Genomic DNA, 18553 nt, shown 5'->3' on the forward strand with positions numbered 1-18553 from the left:
TCAGAGAGATAAATAAACGAAAAAGGATTTTCATTAAAATTCTTAATAAACAAAAAAGGCTGTTTCCCAATGTAGGAAACAGCCTTTTTTGTTTATTTATTTGTTTCTAAAGGATCTCTGAAAGCTTCTTATCCAGAGCAGCTCCTCTTAGGTTTACAGCAACGATCTTTCCTGTAGGGTCAATCAAATAATTCTGAGGAATTGACCGAATACCATACAAACGGGCAACTTCATTATTCCAGAATTTAAGATCAGAAACCTGTGTCCACAATAGACCGTCAGTTTCAATGGCCTTTAACCAATTCGCTTTCTGATTCTCACGATCAAGTGAAACTCCTAAAACAGTAAAGTTTTTGCCTTTATACTTGTTATAAGCAAGTACTATATTGGGATTTTCTTCCCGGCATGGACCACACCATGATGCCCAAAAGTCAAGCAGCACATATTTACCTTTGAAATCGGATAATTTAACCGGTTTACCATTGACATCATTTTGTACAAAGTCGATTGCAGTGGCACCTACTGAAGTATTTTTAAGTGATGCTAAACTTTGAATCAAAGGCTGAAGCGATGCGCTTTTTTGCAGTTCGGGACTTAGTGATTTAATTAACGGATCCAATTCCCCATATTGAGGATCCTCTCCTGCCAGGGAAAGAATGGAATTTACACTGACAAAACTAGCTGGATGCTCCTTGATAAACTGTTTAATAACTTCGTTTTGTTGCTCTGTAAATTTCTCAAATTTGCCTTGTAAAGCCCCCATAAATTCAGCATTTCCTTTTTGCTCTGCTGAAGCACTTTGATACTCGGCATTCAGTGTTTTAAAACTTTCGTTTATTGATTTAAGACGACCTGATAAAAGTTGGTTATCCGTGTTCAGCTTACTGCCCTTTATTACAGCTGTAGATAAAGAGTCCTTACTTTCTATAGAATATTCCCCTTTTTCAACATAAAATGAGGTAACGTCAGGTCTTCCTGCTGTTTTCAATGAATCAAGACCAACTCCTTTGGAATCAAGAATCAAAAGTCCTGCGCTCGGTTCTGCAATGGCACCACTGAAAACAAATTGACCATTCTTCATGACGGCAGAGTCGGTTATAGACTGATCTGCAACACGATAGATCATGAACATTTTGGCAGGCGAATTATATTTACCTATTGATCCTTTAACTTTATATGGAGCCTGCTGTGCAAAAAGCATCACAGGTGACAATGCAAAAGTAATTAACAACGTTTTTTTCATTTTCCAAATTTGTTAAAAGAAAACGTATTTTTCGATTAAATAGTGCAATTAATACTATCACTCATTCAATTTATAATTAGAAACCGATATAATCCTACTTATAAGAATCCTTAATAACCAGTCATTCTATCATGCATGTTACTTCCTATTCAAATTAGTTACTAAATCCACAATTAAATTACAACACATTGTTTTTAAGCATATTAACAATCTTAAATTGAAATAAAAAAAAGTAGGAGTAACGATTCAGTGATGAACTTAATATTAACCTAACATTGGCATTTTATCTTTGTGCCATGTCAATAAAGAAGTTTCGCCAGTATCAGGATGCCGATCTATATGCTTTAATTCAAAACAATAAGCAAGTGGCACTGGAAGTTATTTTTGAACGATACTACAAATCTCTTTGTTCATTTATTGTGATTTATGCAAAAGATAAGACTGTTTGTGAAGAAATAATTGCGGATCTCTTTATTAAAATTTGGAATAACAGAGCTTCAACTGAGATCAATAACTTAAAAAGCTACTTATTTATCGCTGCTAGAAATCTGGCTTTAAACCAAAAGAACAAAAAGATAGTTCCAATAGCATTTATGGAGACGCTCGATGCTTATGAGAATACGTCTAGTATGGACGACAATCCTTTTCAAATCATATCTAACCGGGAGTCTTATGATTCACTCATTTCCGTTATTGATCTTTTACCTGAACGTCAAAGAGAAGTATTATTAATGAGCCGTGTGGAGAATTTAGATAAAAACAAAATTGCCGAAATCCTTACCCTTTCAGTGAGAACAGTAGAAACGACCCTGTATTCGGCTGTTAAACAACTTCGCGCTACACTCACAAACCGTAACCCGATCCTTTAGTACTTTATTTTCCTGTTGACAATTTCTTAATATAATATTAACCCACATGGTTACGTATTCCTTGCCCTGTTTACTGTCTTTATTTATAACAAGCAGTTTTAATGGACGAATACAACTACCGTTTAATACAGGAATACTACGAGAAGAAAATCAGTGAAGAGGGTCTTAAAGACCTTAGCGATTGGGTAGAGGCTGATCAGGAGAATCTTACAGCTTTTAGAGAAACCATGCACGTACTGGAGGCTTCAGCTAAATACCCTGCATCGTCTGCAGATCGGGATAAAGTATGGGGATCCATCAGTAGCCAGGTAAGCCGTAACAATCAAACCAAATGGCTTGCTTATGCTGCGGCAATACTTATACTGCTAACATTAAGCATGCTTTTGGGAGAGTCATTACTTAACCGGGATCAAAAGAAAGTTAAATACACCATAATAAGCAATTCAAATGGGAAGCAATCTAGAATTATGCTACCTGATAGTTCTATAGTTTATCTTCAGGCAGGAAGCAGTATTCGTTATAATAAAGCATTTAATGATCCGAAGGAAAGAATAATATCTCTTCAGGGAGAGGCCTTCTTTGAGGTAATACATGATGAAAACCGACCCTTTATTGTACATAGCGGAGCAGTAAATACACTAGTTTTAGGAACGTCATTTAACGTTAAAGCATTTAAAGCTGATAATAACGTAAAGGTTACCGTTCGATCCGGAAAAGTAGGGGTATCTATAACGGAGAAAGGCAAAGAAAAATTCCTACAATATCTAGTTCCTGATCAACAGCTTTCTGTGAATCCAGAAAGTGGTAATTATTCTTTCAGCCATTTGGATGCAGCGTCTGAAAGCTCCTGGAAAGAAAACAAGATCACTTTTAACAATGCATCTTTACAAGAAATTGGACGATCTCTTGAGCGTTGGTACAATATCAAGGTCGTATTCAGTGATCCGAAGAACACCGCATGTCAGTATACGGCTAAGTTCGACTTCATCCCTTTGCATCAGTTAATGGATATAATGGCTCAACTAACAGATTGCACCTACTCAATACAAAACAATCATCTCATCATAAATAATAAAAAATGCAAGCAGGAGGATCCTATGTATCATTAAATATCTTTTAAGAACCAGGATTACGGGTAACCGTTGAAAAGTAAGTTTTAAATCAACAAGTATTAATTATTAAGCTATTAAATCCCATGAATATAATTATTCGCCCGAAAAACATTGTTTCGACGAAGTTCATAAAAATGCTATTATTAACCGGGGCTGCATTGTTTCAGTTAGTATTAGCCTCATTCACCGCCAAATCACAGCTAGTTTTAGAGAATAAAATAGTTTGGGGTGGAAATCAAATCACACTTAACCGCGCGTTTACTGAAGTCGAAAAATTAAGTGGAATCACTTTTAACTATAATAATGCGATAGTAAATGACCAGAAACAGATTAATATAAGTCGTGCTGAGCGCACAGTAGCGGAAACAATCCAGCTGCTGATTAAAGGTACTTCTTTGTCCTACCAATTAGCCGGAGAGAAAAACGTACTAATTATCCGGGCACAGGCAAATGGAACTCTATCCGGAAAGGTTTTAGATGATAACGGCGAAGCGCTTCCTGGCGCATCTGTTAGAATCATCGAGCTGAATAAAAGTTTCACAACCGATAAGAATGGATCTTATTCGATAAGTGTAGCACCCGGCACCTATACCGTAGAGGTTAAATTTATCTCATTTGAAACGAAAAGAGCTTCGGGGATTAAGGTAACTGCCGATAAAAGCACACCACTTAATTTCTCAATGGTCACTGCGGCAAATCAACTGCAGGAGGTAATGGTGACAACCGCATTAGGAATTAAGCGGGAAGAAAAAGCACTTGGCTATTCAGCCACTGTGGTAACAGGAAAGCAACTTAATGAGTCATTATCCAATAACTGGACAGATGCTCTTTCGGGAAAAGTAGCCGGATTAAACCTGGTGCGTTCTAATGCAGGACCAGCAGGTTCGAATAAAATTATCTTAAGAGGAGAAAGTAATCTTACTGGTGACAATAATGCGCTTATCGTTGTTGATGGAGTAGTTATTAACAATGGTAGTGGAAGAGCTACCGGCAGTGGAAGCAATGCTTACCTGGATGGAGATTCGCCAGTTGATTTTGGTACAGGTTTGAATGACATCAATTCGGAAGACATTGAAAGTGTAACTGTATTGAAGGGACCTGGAGCAGCTGCCTTATATGGACAACGAGGTGCTAATGGTGCCATTATTATTACTACTAAATCTGGCGTAGCACGCAAAGGTTTAGGAGTTAGTTTTAATTCAAATTATTCACTTGAATCTATTTCAAGATGGCCTGAATACCAAAATAAATATGGACAGGGAGTAGAAGGTGCAAATTATTATTCATTTGGAGCTACAGCGGATGGAGCCTCTACCCGAAGTACCAGTTCAGCTTGGGGACCCAAATTCGATGGGCAAGAGTACTTTCAATATGATCCTATTACACATACAGGAGGCACTACCCGAACTCCATGGGTTGCTTATCCGGATGACCGGCAAAACTTCTTTGAAACAGGCAAAACATTTACTAATAATTTAACGCTGGATGGCGGGACAGAGAATACAGCAGTTCGTTTCTCCTTTACGAATGTGGATAATACCTGGATCATTCCCAACACCGGATATAACAGGAATTCTGTAGCACTATCTGCAAGTCAGAAAGTGAATGACAAATTGCAGATCAGCACCAAAATAAATTACACGAACAAATGGAGTGATAACTTGCCTAACAGCGGGTATAACAACCAATCGATCATGTATTGGAATATGTTTTGGGAGCCTAATGCAAGTGTAGACTGGTTGAAAGAATACTGGTTGCCAGGTCAGGAAAACATTGCTCAAAGTTATCCTTTCAGTAGTTATCCCGATAACCCTTATCTCATCGCAAATGAGATGTTAAACAAATCGGATCGCGATGGTTTAACAGGAAATATTCAGGCCACTTACAGCTTCACAAAGGAACTGAGTTTATTAGTTCGTACCTCAATGGATTTTGCAAGTGAAAGGCGTTCACAACAACGTCCGTATGATACTGAAAAATTCAGGAAGGGCATGTTCCGAACTCAAAACATCTTCTCAAAGGAAGCCAGCAGCGATTTCCTTTTACAGTATAAAAAGAAAATAAGCAAGGATGTGGATCTTTCCGTTTCTGCCGGTGGAAGTATGCTCACCAACAGATACACTACGGATAATAATAGGGCCGATTCATTGCTTTATCCAGGTGTATTCACACTTGCCAATAAAGCTGGAATACTCGATTCAAGGCCAGGAATCAGTGAATATAATATCAACAGTTTTTATGGACTGGCAACGATGAGTTATAAAAATTATTTGTTTCTTGATATAACAGGGCGTAATGACTGGAACAGTGTATTGGCTACTGCGAACTCTACAAATAATGTTTCCTTCTTCTATCCATCTGCTAACGCTAGTTTTATTCTTTCGGAGGCCTTCAAGCTCCCTAAATTTATATCGTTTGCCAAGATTAGAGCTTCAGCATCAGGAGTAGGAAGCGGTGGCCAGACAAGCTATCAAACCGCTTTAACATATGATACAGCTCCAAACTTTCCTGGAGGTCTGCAAAACCCGTCTATGCTGGCGAATCTTAATTTGAAATCGCTTTTTACTACAGCATACGAAACAGGAGTAGATGTTCGCTTTCTTAATAATCGTCTGGGGTTTGATCTTGCACTTTATACTAGTGATACCAGAGATCAGATCCTGATGGCAAAAGCGGATGCCAGCTCGGGTTATGGTTCAGCGTTAGTTAATGGTGGACTAGTTCGAAATAAAGGGATTGAACTTGCCGCCAATGGCAGTCCTTTGAAATCGCAGCATGGTTTAAACTGGAACATGACCGCTACGTTCGCGGCTAATAGAAATAAAGTGATCTCTTTATCCGATTCCGTTCAACAACTTACTTTACAAACCGGACCAGGAAACAGGGGTGCTATTGTTGCTGCCGTTGGAGGCAGTATGGGTGATTTATATGGCCGGGGATATCAACGCTCCCCAGAGGGAGAAATTGTGTATGAAAATGGTTATCCAAGGCTTACAGATGAGATGCTTTATTTAGGAAACACTACTCCCAAGTGGAGAGCAAGCATGGGCAATACATTCAAGTACAGACAGTTTAGCTTTAATTTTCTGATTGATGCACAATATGGTGCCGTGGCTTATTCCCTTACAGCCGCAGTACACGCCGAACAAGGAAAAACTAAAAACACGCTTCCAGGGCGTTACAACGGAATTATCGGTAATGGGGTAATTCAAAATACAGATGGAACATATCGGAAGAATGATGTGATCGCAAAAGAGATCTGGACCTATTACAATGCACACTACGGAAGAGATAACGTAGAGGGCAGCAGCTACTCCACAGATTTCGTCAAACTGAGAGAAGCCAGGTTAGACTATACTTTGACTCCTCAGTTGAGCAACAGACTTGGCTTACAACGTGTAAACATCGGCGTTTATGGTCGTAATTTATTGATGATTACACAATGGCCAGGATTTGATCCCGAATTCGGAACACTTAATAATGGCGATATCACTCAGGGCTTTGAACTAGGACAATTTCCAGTTACCCGGACCTTTGGACTTAACTTAACTATAGCTCTTTAATCAAAAGGAAAGATGAAAAGAAAAAAATATTCAATTTATGTATTTACCCTTGTGATGCTGTTAAGCGTAACGTCATGCAAGGATGGATTTATTGAACTCAATACGAATCCAAATGCAGTAGACCATGCATTACCTCAAACTTTACTTGCCCCCGCCATTACTGATGTAGTAAGTGGCAATATGAACCGCAGCCAGCGTATTACAAATGAACTGATGCAGGTTACAGTTAACATGGGTGATTCGGATGGTAAAATATTCAGATATGACCTACTGAAATCTGAGGCAGATTATTTGTACAACCTCTGGTATTTACAGTTGACAAATTTCAACGACATCTACGCTTCAGGACAAAACTTAAATAATCCGGCATTTATGGGAGTAGCCCGCATATGCCAGGTTTGGATCTACTCTCTTCTTACGGATACCTACGGAGATGTCCCCTATTTTAATGCGGGTAAAGCAAGGGAGGGTGTTATGACTCCAGAATTCGATCAGCAGCAACTTATTTATGCAGATTTGTTTGCCAAACTCGAAGAGGCGAATACCTTACTAAAAACTGCTTCCAGTATTCCAGCTGCCAGTGATCCTGTGTTTGGAGGTGATCAGGTTAAATGGCGTAAATTCGGAAACTCACTTTATCTGCGTTTATTAATGCGGGTTTCTGCTAAGTCGGAACTCAATACCATTGCAAAGATTAAAGAAATAGTGGATACTAATCCTGCAGGATATCCTGTAATGGGAAGCAATGATGATTCTGCCATATTAAGATGGACAGGTTCAGCTCCTTATGTATCACCCTTCTCGACATGGCGCCCCGCAGACTGGTACATCCCTAAATTAGCAAGCTTTTTTGTTGACAATCTGAATGAATGGAGTGACCCAAGAATTCAAAAATGGGGTACTTTGTATCAAGGCGAATATGCCGGTATTCCCAGTGGATATGCTTCCGGACAGGCACCTGATGGAAAATCATCATTTCCTACTACTTTGCAAGTAGAACCTTTATTGGGTAATATCATGAACTATGCCGAGCTGCAGTTTATTCTTGCAGAGGCTGGTGCAAAAGGCTGGATCAGTAGCAATTCGGCTCAACGCTACTATGAAACAGGAGTAAACAGTGCAATCACATTATGGGGATATACATTGCCTGCTGGTTATTTAACCAATAAAAAAGCTAAATGGGACGATACCTACAGCACTGATAAGAAAATGGAGCTAATACTATTACAAAAATATTATGCGCTATTCTTCACAGATCTACAGTCATGGTTTGAGTATCGTCGTACGGGTCATCCCATACTACCTAAAGGTGCTGGTTTACGGAATGGGGGAGTAATGCCTGCCAGACTTAATTATCCTTTATATGTACAAACGATAAACGGCGATAATTATAATGCAGTAGTTGCGGCTCAAGGACCCGATACCTTCACTACAAACGTTTGGTGGCAAAAACCTTAATCATTAATTGGTTTAAAAGTATTTTTTTATGAAAACAAGATTTTTGTACATACTATTTAGTATAACAACATTTATATGGTCGGCTTGTGAAAAGCATAATTATGCCGAAGGAATATTAAGTCCTTTTATTTCACTTGAGGACGTCAGGAACATCTATAAAGGGACCGATATAACCCTAAACGAACAGAATTTGATTGGTGCAAGACAGGTTGTAGGGGTAGTTACTTCAGATGTTGATTCGGGTAATGTTCCAGCTGGCATAGTGATTCTTCAAAACAACAACAGGCAAAGAATCCGTGGAATATCGCTTAATTTAGGTGCATCAGCGTCTTCGTATCATCCGGGAGACTCCCTGGTAATCAGTATCAGAGGGGCAGTGTTAAAAAAGGTAGATGGTTCTATGCAGTTAACCGAGATTGCGGATACGGCTATTACTAAAATTTCTACCAAGAACCCTTTCACTATTCGAAACGTTTCAAGTTATACCATCAACCTTAATCCAAGAGAGTATGAGGGAACGATGGTGAGCATTAAATCGGCAAGTGTCAGTCCATCCCCACTTCCTGGAGAACCTTATGCAGGTGACCGGTATTTGGTGAACGGTAACGATAGTGTGGCCATGCATACAGAAAGCTCTGCCCATTTTGCGCAGTCCTTTCTTCCTGGAGGAGCTACAGTTGCCGGGATTCTTTTTGTAAATCAAGATGCAGCAGATAACACTAAAGCATCCGTATGGCCACGTTACCTCTCCGACATCACTGATATAAGAGAAGCGATTGATCCGAACGCACCAGTTTTAGGAAAAAATGCAGTAGTCATAACCGGTTATACCACAGATGTACTGGGAGCTGATGGAAACTATGAGTATTTTCAGTTTAAGGCGACAGAAAACATTGATTTTTCAAAAACACCAATGTCTGTTGTTACCTGTACCAATGCTGGTTCTGCTAGCCCATATCCTGGAGCTGCGCCTGGTGGCGGATGGGCTACAGGTGGCGGTAGAACTTATAAGTTTGATCTTACTGAAGGCACTGTCTTAAAGGGAGAGTTCTTTTATGCAGGGGGAAGCAACAAGAAAATCAATGGTGCTAACTCTACTGATCTAAGTACAGCTAAATGGATCAGATCTATCGCTTATGTCACTACAGACGGCGATGGTTATGGCAGCAAGAGTTCAGGATTACTTCCTAATAGTGGAAATGCCGGAGGGATTGCTATTTTTGGCGGGACCAACATAACCGTGAAATCCATTCCTATGGATGCTGTATTTTACGGAGGAACAGGTACCACAACTATTGTGGATGTAGTTAATGGAATAGGCTACAGGATTCCAGACAATGACCACTATCATGCTGTAGATCCAGAAACCGCAGTAGAACAACCGTTCTTCTATCAAGGCAACAATCTATACAGGATCCCCTATTTATCACCAACCGTTCAGGGTATATTTATAAAACTTGGGGGTACTTTTAATACTAAAACCGATACTTGGGAAACGGCAAGAGCATATACATTTTATGTCATGACAACAACGGCTGCATTATCTGAAATAGAGACAGATCAGGTCACTCAACTGTCCGGCAATTAAAACTTAAACCAGCAGATAGCTCTTAAGGGCTATCTGCTTTACTAAATTGCTGATCGACACATTAAAATGATTCTAATTAAAAATCTCCTAGGCCTGATTCTTCTATTGACTCTTGTGTCATGCAGTAAAAGCAAGCAGGACTCTCTTGAAGGCCTGCCTCTTGACATCTCATTCCCATCGGCATACTTTACTGACCCAGATAAAATTGCTAGTCAGTCGGCTTCCCCTGTCATCATGGATAAGCTGATCGCTATGATTAATGCCAGTCCTGCACATTCCTCTATTTACCTTTCTATTTTTGGATTTGATCATTCAGGTGTTATTGCATCTTTGAAAAAGGCATCCAAGCGAGGAGTTGATTTGCACCTGCTGGTAGATAATAGTATAGACGAAACTCGTTTACAGAATGCAAAGACTATTAGTACAATTAAAGGATTTCTTACGGATGGATCTGAGTTGGTAATTGTAGATAATGATTGCACTGCATCCGCAATTAATCATAACAAGTTTGTGCTCTTTTCATCTTTAAATACACTTGAGGGACTGAAGCATCAGGTCATTTTTCAAACTTCGCACAATTTCACAATAGATGACAGTAAAAAGATTCAGGATGCTGTAGTCGTATCTGATAGCGGTATATATGAGGCCTATTTCAATTACTGGCAAGACATAAGCAAAAAAGCGGTTAGTGGAATGACCAATTTTTATTACCGTGAATACCAGAATGAACTGACTGGAATTAGCGCCTATTATTTCCCAAAAAGGCGAAACGGGGTCTCCTATGGGGATGATACCATCATTGAAATCTTAAATGGAATATCGAAGCCTTCGGGTGCAATAATCAAAGTAGGGATGTCTGATTGGACATCATCGCGCTTGAATATAGTCAACAAGCTGGGTGACCTGCTCAATGCGGGAGCACATATAGAAGTAATTGCTAAAAACAAGGCTGATATAGAAATCTTAAACGGTTTAGAAGGATTAAGGAAAAAAGGGGCTTACATTAAAATTTACAATATAGTGAATAGCAACCAGCAAAAGGTTAACATTCATGCTAAGTTCTTAATGATAAAAGGAGAATGGAAAGGAAAGCAATGTACAGTTCTGGCTACAGGTAGTCATAACTATACTCAAAATGCGCTTAGAAATAACAATGAAACCTTGCTTCTATTTAAAAATAACACGGTACTTTATAACGCATATACCATTTGGTATGATGCCCTGAAAAAATTACCTGGTTCGTCAGAATAATAAATAATTGATATGCATAACAGAAGATCATTTTTAAAAAACCTTGGTGCCGCAGGTACGTTACTGGCACTTCCCTCTGCTATACTACAGGCAGAACCACTAGTAAAAAAGGAACCACTGGACCTCTCTACCTTAACTATCCGCGGACATGTACACACCAAAGGAAAAGGCATTTCAGGAGTGTCTGTAACAGATGGTTTTAATATAACACAGACTGACAATAAAGGCAATTATGAGTTATTGAGCAACAAAACTGCCGAATTTATCTATATCAGTATCCCTGCGGGTTTTGCTATTAATCATAAAAAGGGAATAGCTGATTTTTATCAGCCACTCGATAAAAGTAGCACTAAATTTAATGCTGATTTTTCGCTAAACCCATTAGGTAAAAGTGACCTGAACCATAACTTTGTAGTATGGGCTGACCCTCAAATTATCTCTAAATCAGATGCTGAGCAGTTGAAGACAAGGACAGCACCCGATTTGCTACAACTCGTTAAATCATATCCCCAGGATACACTTTTCCATGGTATTGGTTGTGGTGACCTGGTTTGGGATCATTTCGAACTTTTCGAAGACTATAGAACTGCTGTTGAAACCACTGGAATCCCCTTTTACAACGTCATAGGTAACCATGATATGGATCTCGATGCACGTACAGATGAATTATCAGCACAAACTTTTAAAAAGCAGTTTGGCCCCACCTATTACTCCTTTAACAGAGGGGAGATTCATTACGTGGTATTGGATGATGTTTTTTTTATTGGAACAGCTAAAAAATATATCGGCTATCTCACTGAACAGCAATTGCAATGGCTAGAACAGGACCTTGCCTTCGTTAAAAAAGGAACAACCTTAGTATTATCACTGCATATCCCTACTAACACAGGATCGGTAAGACGCAATAATCTGAAAGAAGATGAGCTAGGCGGGGTGGTTTCCAATAGAGAGCGTCTGTATAAAATAATGGAAGGATATACGGTTCATATCATGTCAGGACATACTCACATGAACGAAAAGTGGACTAAAGGAAACATTACCGAACATGTACATGGAACAGTTTGCGGGGCATGGTGGACAGGTCCTGTTTGCAGTGATGGAAGTCCTGAAGGTTATGCCGTATATGAAGTTCAAGGAAGTCAGATTCAATGGTTTTATAAATCCATTGGAAAGCCAAGGGACCATCAGGTAAAAGTTTATCCAAAGGGCTTTGTTAAAGATTCACCAGATGAAATTATAGCGAACGTATGGAACTGGGACGCTAATTGGAAAATTGAATGGTTGGAAGATGGTGTATTAAAGGGAGAGATGGAAAGACGTACAGCCCTGGATCCTCTGGCCGAAAAATTGTACAATGGGCCTCAGCTTCCTAAAAAGCATAAATGGATTGATCCCACATTAACAGACCACTTATTTTTTGCTAAACCATCATCATCAGCCAAACTTATAGAAATAAAAGCAACAGATCGTTTTGGAAAAATTTATGTAGAAAAGCTTTCTCTCTAAACGCAAAGAAAACTAAATAATAGGCATCAATAACGCAGTAAGAGATGTTTGTCTGGAAGTATGAAATCACAATTGGGAATAATGTGTGGATTGAAGGAAATACAGTCGCAAACCCAGGTGCACTTATAGGAAATAACGCAGTAATCGGATAAGAAAGCTTAGTGATGAAAGATCTACCTGACAATGTAGTAGCAGTTGGAAATCCATGTAGAATTTTACGGTTAATTTCTGAAAAAGACAGACCTTATTATCACACAGATAAAGGATTTGATGTGGATGAATATATTAAAAGCTAAGAGAATAAAAACGCCTCCTAGAACTATTCTTATATAGATTAGTTCTAAACAATTTTGAATGACAAGGAAAGAATGCTTTCTTTGTAGCTGTTTGGAACAATTTATATATGACGATTAAAAAATTAATTGGTAAACTACACTTATGGCTCGGATTAATATCCGGTTTATTGGTGTTATTTTTAGGCATTACAGGATGTATACTTGCATTCGAACGCGAAATTGAAAATGCCACTCAACCGTATCGATTTACAAAGACGCAGCAGAGTACCTTACTCCAGCCCTCAGTACTCAAACAGATAGCCGATCAGGAATTGCCCGGCAAAGCAGCACACAGTATCGGATACGAACCCGGCAAATCAGCCACAGCCGTATATTATGGTGAGAAGCCGGAAGCCTATTACTATATCGTGTTTCTGAACCCTTATACGGGAAAGGTCCTTGAGGTAAAAAATATGTCCGACGACTTCTTTCGCATTGTAATCATGGGTCATTTCTACTTATGGTTACCTCCTCATATCGGGCAGCCAATTCTTGCTTCTGCCACACTTGTTTTTGTATTACTCATGATAACGGGGGTTATCCTATGGTGGCCCAGACATAAGACAGCCTTTAAACAACGTTTTACGATTAAATGGAATGCCCGATGGCGTAGAAGGAATTATGATTTACACAATGTACTCGGGTTTTATATTACATGGGTCGCTATTTTCCTGGCTTTAACCGGCTTAGTAATGGGCTTTCAATGGTTCTCTAACTCGGTATACTGGATCGCTTCGGGAGGCAAACAAGAAGTGGCATATCAGGAAATTTTCTCTGATTCCATCCTCATATGGAACAAAGCCGGTAACATTCCAGCGATTGATAAGCTGTGGCACAAGACCATGCAAGAGAATCCTGGCTACAAAGGAAGCATAGAAATACATCCACCCGAAAATACAAAATCAGTAATTGAGGTAGCTATCAATCCGAACACAGATACCTTTTGGCAATATGATTACTTATTTTACGATCAGTACACTTTAAAGGAGAAAGAAGTTAAACACAGGTATGGAAAGCTGCAGAATGCGTCTGTTGCTGATAAAATCATGCGCATGAATTATGATATTCACGTGGGGGCAATCGGCGGAATCGCAGGTAAGATCATTGCATTCCTGGCGAGCGCCATAGCCGCCAGTATGCCTGTAACCGGGTTCTTAATTTGGCTTGGAAGGAAAAAGAAGTCCTGTAAAAAGCTAAATTCTTAACAGCGGCACCAATTTATTTATACACATGCAACCTTCGACGCTGTTTCTTTTAGAAAATCTATTAAAATTTGCAAGCTAATTGGTTTGCTGATGTATTCATCCATTCCAGCATTTATACAAGCTTCACGATCTTCAGGCAAGGCATTAGCGGTCATCGCTATAATGTTGGGTTGAGGTAAAGCACTCGCCCGAATGGCCTTAGTTGCTTCCAGCCCATCCATTTCCGGCATCAACATATCCATTAGAATCAGATTATACGCTTTTTCCTGCAACATTTCTAATACTTCTTTCCCGTTATTGGCAATATCAGCTTGATATCCTAATTTAAGCAGTATCCGCATCGTGAGCTTCTGATTAATCAAATTATCCTCAGCAATCAAAATACATAATGGATAACTCAGCGCAAAATCATCATTAATTGGTTTTACTTTTGCAATTACTTCCGAAATTATCTCCTTACTCTGCTTCAGCTCCATTTGTACAAGCTTGAAAAGCTGTTGTAGTTTAACTGGCTTAGTGAGTACAGAGCTAAATAGGTGTGGATATTTAGACTTGCTTTCGTCTCCAACTGAACTTAAAAGCATAATTGGGATGGTAGTAATTTTTTCCTTTATCGCTCCCGCCAACTCAATACCATCTATATCAGGCATTTGCATGTCCGATATAATTAGATGGAAATTTTTATCTTTTGCTAAAATTTCCAATGCAGATTTTCCTGAAGCGGCCGTTGTTACCTCTAATTTCCATAGCTCTAACTGGCTCTTTAGGATAGTCAGGTTAGTAAGATTATCGTCAACAATTAATACGCGTTTTCCTTCCGTCTCTTTACCAAAACTGACATACTTCTTTTCCGAACTTTCTGCCGCCTTAGTTTTGATGTTAAAGAAAAAGGTGGTCCCTACGCCTTCCTGACTGTTTAACCCTATTTCGCCACCCATTAGCTTTACAAGCCGCTCACTAATTACCAATCCCAATCCAGTACCCCCATATTTTCGGGTCGTAGAAGAATCTACTTGTGAAAAAGCTTTAAATAATCGGGATACTTTATCCTCTGCAATGCCTATCCCCGTATCATGTACATCAAACCGAATAGATATTCCATCAATATTTGTACTTTCTAAATCCACTTTCACAAATACTTCTCCAGATTTAGTGAACTTCAGTGAATTGCTTATCAGATTAACTAATATCTGGCGAAGTCTTAAACTATCACCAACGATCATGACAGGCAGCCTATGATCAATCTGATAAACCAGATCAATTCCAATTTTCTCAGCCTTTCCACCAAAAACATCCATTACATTTTCTATGCACTGCCGTAAATCAAAAGGATGGAGTTCAAGCTCTAAATTCCCGGACTCTATCTTAGAGAAATCAAGAATATCATTAATAACGCTCAGTAAGGCATCTCCGCTGGTATTGATAATTTTCACATAATCTTCCTGCTCCTGATCTAAATTAGTCTGGGCAAGTAAGGAAGCCATACCAATAACACCATTCATCGGAGTGCGTATTTCGTGACTCATGGTAGCCAGAAAAACACTCTTAGCCTGATTTGCTTTTATAGCCTCTTCCTTTGCCAGTTCCGCCTCATTACTCTTTTCATGAAGCTCTTCATTCAGTATCTGTAAGTGTTCTGATTGAGATTGAAGCTCTTCAGCCTGACTTTGTAATTCTTCATTAATAAACTGCAAATTATCCGCTTGATCATTTACAATTTTAGATTGCTCCACAACTTCGGCAGTTCGTATAAGTACTTGTTCCTCCAGCACTCTTTTTTGATTTTCTATACTCTTAAATCTAAGTTTTATAGCAAGGTAAATGAACAAGGCAATCACAGCCAGAACTATTATTCGAAACCACCAGGTAAGCCAAAAAGGCGGTCTGATGATTACTTTAATGGAAGTTCCTATTTCATTCCATAACCCATCATTGTTGCTAGCCCGAACTCTAAATATATAGGTACCTGGATCAAGATTAGTATAGGTAGCCGTATTTACGTGCCCAACACGCATCCAGTCCTTATCAAACCCTTCCATTTTATAGGCATACTGATTCATTTCAGCAGAGGTATAATTCAGTGCGGCAAACTCAAAAGAAAACACGGATTGATTATGATCTAAAGTAATTTCCTTGGTCTCGGTAATATCATTAATGAGAGGCGAATTCAGTTGATTTGGAATAACTTGCTTATTGAAAATCTGAAATCCCGTAATATAAACAGGTGGAATAAAAGGGTTTCCTTTAATACTGTCCGGTTGGAAACTAATCATCCCCTCTAAACTTCCAAAAAACAGTGATCCTTTGTTATTCTTAAAAAAGGCACCTCTCCTAAACTCATTCTCTTCGTCCTCCTTCGCAGGTTTATAGCTAATGCAGCTTTTTGTTAAGGTATTAAACTTTGCCATTCCATTGTTCGTACTGATCCATAAATTCTCTCTGTTATCTTCAAGAATCCCATATAACACATCATTTGGCAACCCTTCTTTTTCTTTAAAACTGGTAAATGATTGATCTTTAGCATTGAAAAGATTCAACCCTCCCCCACCTGTTGCTACCCAGATATGTCCTCTTTTATCTTCATAAATACAATTTATAATATCATAACTAATGCTTTTAGGATCTTTTTTATTATTCAAGAAGGTTCTCCTTTTCCCTGTTTTACCATTTATAAAAATCAATCCTTTTTGCGTACCCATCCAGCTATTGCCTTTTGAATCAATTCTATAAGCAAATATTTTATTTAATTCTGCGTCTTTATTGCTTGAATAAATAAACTCCCCTGATGTATTATTGTAATGGAGCAGCCCCCTGGTCGTACCAATCCATAAATCATTCTTTTTGTCTTTAAAAATGGTATTTACAGTTGCAGGATATTTACCACCTGCCTCCAGTTCCATAAAGGGATAATGAGTAAATTTCCCGCTCCGCTTATTATAAAAATCAATACCTCCTCTAAAATATCCAAATACCAACGTATCTTCATTAAGCTGGGTTATAGCATAAATTTTATTGCTTGCCGGACTATTCTTATTTTTTCTGTCACTTTTTAAAATAGTATAGATACCGGTTTTAGTATTTAGAAAATTAAGATTGTCAGACTCAGTGCCCATCCACAAATCACCATCCGTATCTCCATAAATACTTCTGATGGAATTGCTGCTTAAAGAGTTCGGAGAAAGAAGATCCTGTTGATAATACTTAAACTTTTTGGCATTTCTTGAAATGAAGAGGACACCACCTGAATGAGTTCCAAGCCATATATTATCATGATTATCTTTGTAAATGATTCTTATTGTTTTGTCCTTATTGTTATATGCGTAAGAAGTAAAAAGGTTAGTTTTCGGATCAAACTTACAAAGCCCTTTGCTGTCCGTACCAATCCATATTTTACCATCCGGACCTACATTTAATGCAATTACATCATCGTGAACAAGTGAGTGCGAATTACCTGGTACATTACGAAAGTTTTTAAAGGTTTTAGTCGAAGGATTAAACATGGACAATCCTTCTTCGCGAGTTGCAGCCCATATATTACCTTTTTTGTCCTTGATAATATGTCTTAAAAAATCACCACTCAGTGAATTTTTATTTGTCTTATCATTCTTGTAAGAGATAAATTTATTTGTCTTCAGATTGAAATTCCCTAAACCACTACCCGCCATTGCAAGCCAAATATCTCCGCTATTTCCTTCAATAATTTGTGAAATCTGGTTAGTGGTAAAATTTTTAAATTTCCCACTTTTGTTGAATAAAAAAAGCCCTTCTGTTGTTCCTATCCATAGGTTTCTTTTACTGTCCTGAAACAAATCCCTTACAGTCACCGAATTCCCAAACTTATCAAAATGGCTAAATGATGCTGTTTTACGATTATATCGATCCAGTCCTTTATTCGTACCAATCCACAAATCACCTGCATTATCTTCAAAAAGAGTATTGACGTAATTGTCATTGATCGTATACTCATCTGTTGGGTCGTTTTTAAAAACAACCATCTTATACCCGTCGTAACGATTAAGACCGTCTCTTGTGCCAAACCACATAAAACCTTCGCTATCTCTCAAAATACATTGAACTGTACTTTGAGATAACCCATTTTTAGTCGTAATTCTTTTGAATTCTAACTTTTCAGTTTGGCTTAAGGCTGGTTTAGGAAAAAGGTTTATTAATAGGATCAAATAAAAGACAAAGCCTTTTATATCTTTAATCACACTCATACCGTATAATAATCCTTCTAAATTAATGAGAAAATATGGCATTCCAATTAAGTTTAAAAAAGGTCTTGAAAAAAGAAATATCAATTAATTATTAAGAAACACAAAAAGGAATATGGTACAAGCAGAGGAAAACTTATATTAGATTTTTATGGCGCAAATCAATGCCTTAAATAAACGAGTCAAAGTTTGATTTATCTCATGGAAAA

11 protein-coding genes are annotated in these 18553 nt (G+C 38.4%); 9 read left to right on the plus strand and 2 right to left on the minus strand.

Features of this window, described 5'->3' with window-relative positions; genetic code table 11:
* Positions 1-106: 106 nt before the first annotated feature.
* Positions 107-1243 carry a TlpA disulfide reductase family protein gene (locus BFL47_RS04815; RefSeq protein ID WP_069658678.1) on the minus strand — a complete coding sequence of 379 codons (1137 nt, stop codon included), beginning with the start codon at positions 1241-1243 and terminating at the stop codon, positions 107-109.
* A gap of 296 nt (positions 1244-1539) precedes the next feature.
* Between BFL47_RS04815 and BFL47_RS04820 the strand changes: the two genes are divergently transcribed.
* The 9 genes from BFL47_RS04820 to BFL47_RS04855 all read left to right on the plus strand — a co-directional run bounded on the left by BFL47_RS04820 (position 1540) and on the right by BFL47_RS04855 (position 14130).
* On the plus strand, positions 1540-2112 hold the full coding sequence (locus BFL47_RS04820; RefSeq protein ID WP_069658679.1) for an RNA polymerase sigma factor: 573 nt from the start codon (positions 1540-1542) through the stop codon (positions 2110-2112).
* 101 nt (positions 2113-2213) lie between these two features.
* Positions 2214-3221: a FecR family protein gene (locus BFL47_RS04825; protein ID WP_069658680.1), complete on the plus strand. Its 1008-nt coding sequence runs from the start codon at positions 2214-2216 to the stop codon at positions 3219-3221.
* An 86-nt stretch (positions 3222-3307) separates the two neighbouring features.
* Positions 3308-6787: a SusC/RagA family TonB-linked outer membrane protein gene (locus BFL47_RS04830; protein WP_245681304.1), complete on the plus strand. Its 3480-nt coding sequence runs from the start codon at positions 3308-3310 to the stop codon at positions 6785-6787.
* 12 nt (positions 6788-6799) lie between these two features.
* Positions 6800-8245 carry a SusD/RagB family nutrient-binding outer membrane lipoprotein gene (locus tag BFL47_RS04835; RefSeq protein ID WP_069658681.1) on the plus strand — a complete coding sequence of 482 codons (1446 nt, stop codon included), beginning with the start codon at positions 6800-6802 and terminating at the stop codon, positions 8243-8245.
* Between the two features lie 28 nt (positions 8246-8273).
* Entirely contained in the window at positions 8274-9833 is a 1560-nt protein-coding gene (locus BFL47_RS04840; RefSeq protein WP_083257015.1) for a DUF5689 domain-containing protein, read from the plus strand.
* A gap of 66 nt (positions 9834-9899) precedes the next feature.
* Complete coding sequence (locus BFL47_RS04845) at positions 9900-11084, plus strand: phospholipase D-like domain-containing protein (RefSeq protein WP_069658682.1); 1185 nt, start codon at positions 9900-9902, stop codon at positions 11082-11084.
* Positions 11085-11096: 12 nt separating this feature from the next.
* Positions 11097-12590, plus strand: coding sequence for a calcineurin-like phosphoesterase C-terminal domain-containing protein (locus tag BFL47_RS04850; protein ID WP_069658683.1), 1494 nt, complete (start codon positions 11097-11099; stop codon positions 12588-12590).
* 44 nt (positions 12591-12634) lie between these two features.
* Positions 12635-12742 carry a hypothetical protein gene (locus tag BFL47_RS20455; protein WP_211480930.1) on the plus strand — a complete coding sequence of 36 codons (108 nt, stop codon included), beginning with the start codon at positions 12635-12637 and terminating at the stop codon, positions 12740-12742.
* A 251-nt stretch (positions 12743-12993) separates the two neighbouring features.
* Entirely contained in the window at positions 12994-14130 is a 1137-nt protein-coding gene (locus BFL47_RS04855; protein WP_069658684.1) for a PepSY-associated TM helix domain-containing protein, read from the plus strand.
* Positions 14131-14147: 17 nt separating this feature from the next.
* Here the strand turns inward: BFL47_RS04855 and BFL47_RS04860 are convergent, their stop codons facing one another.
* A complete protein-coding gene (locus BFL47_RS04860) occupies positions 14148-18347 on the minus strand; it encodes a hybrid sensor histidine kinase/response regulator (protein ID WP_069658747.1) in 4200 nt (1399 codons plus the stop codon).
* Between the last annotated feature and the right edge of the window lie 206 nt (positions 18348-18553).

Origin of the sequence: Arcticibacter eurypsychrophilus (assembly GCF_001730525.1) — a bacterium.
Classification (GTDB): domain Bacteria; phylum Bacteroidota; class Bacteroidia; order Sphingobacteriales; family Sphingobacteriaceae; genus Arcticibacter; species Arcticibacter eurypsychrophilus.

What these genes read in the sequence shown, in the direction of transcription:
- BFL47_RS04840 (WP_083257015.1), top strand. Translation starts at nt 8,274, where the DNA reads ATGAAAACAAGATTTTTGTACATACTATTTAGTATAACAACATTTATA.
- BFL47_RS20455 (WP_211480930.1), top strand. Translation starts at nt 12,635, where the DNA reads ATGTTTGTCTGGAAGTATGAAATCACAATTGGGAATAATGTGTGGATT.
- BFL47_RS04815 (WP_069658678.1), bottom strand. Translation starts at nt 1,243, where the DNA reads ATGAAAAAAACGTTGTTAATTACTTTTGCATTGTCACCTGTGATGCTT.
- BFL47_RS04825 (WP_069658680.1), top strand. Translation starts at nt 2,214, where the DNA reads ATGGACGAATACAACTACCGTTTAATACAGGAATACTACGAGAAGAAA.
- BFL47_RS04830 (WP_245681304.1), top strand. Translation starts at nt 3,308, where the DNA reads ATGAATATAATTATTCGCCCGAAAAACATTGTTTCGACGAAGTTCATA.
- BFL47_RS04845 (WP_069658682.1), top strand. Translation starts at nt 9,900, where the DNA reads ATGATTCTAATTAAAAATCTCCTAGGCCTGATTCTTCTATTGACTCTT.
- BFL47_RS04820 (WP_069658679.1), top strand. Translation starts at nt 1,540, where the DNA reads ATGTCAATAAAGAAGTTTCGCCAGTATCAGGATGCCGATCTATATGCT.
- BFL47_RS04860 (WP_069658747.1), bottom strand. Translation starts at nt 18,347, where the DNA reads ATGAGTGTGATTAAAGATATAAAAGGCTTTGTCTTTTATTTGATCCTA.
- BFL47_RS04855 (WP_069658684.1), top strand. Translation starts at nt 12,994, where the DNA reads ATGACGATTAAAAAATTAATTGGTAAACTACACTTATGGCTCGGATTA.
- BFL47_RS04835 (WP_069658681.1), top strand. Translation starts at nt 6,800, where the DNA reads ATGAAAAGAAAAAAATATTCAATTTATGTATTTACCCTTGTGATGCTG.
- BFL47_RS04850 (WP_069658683.1), top strand. Translation starts at nt 11,097, where the DNA reads ATGCATAACAGAAGATCATTTTTAAAAAACCTTGGTGCCGCAGGTACG.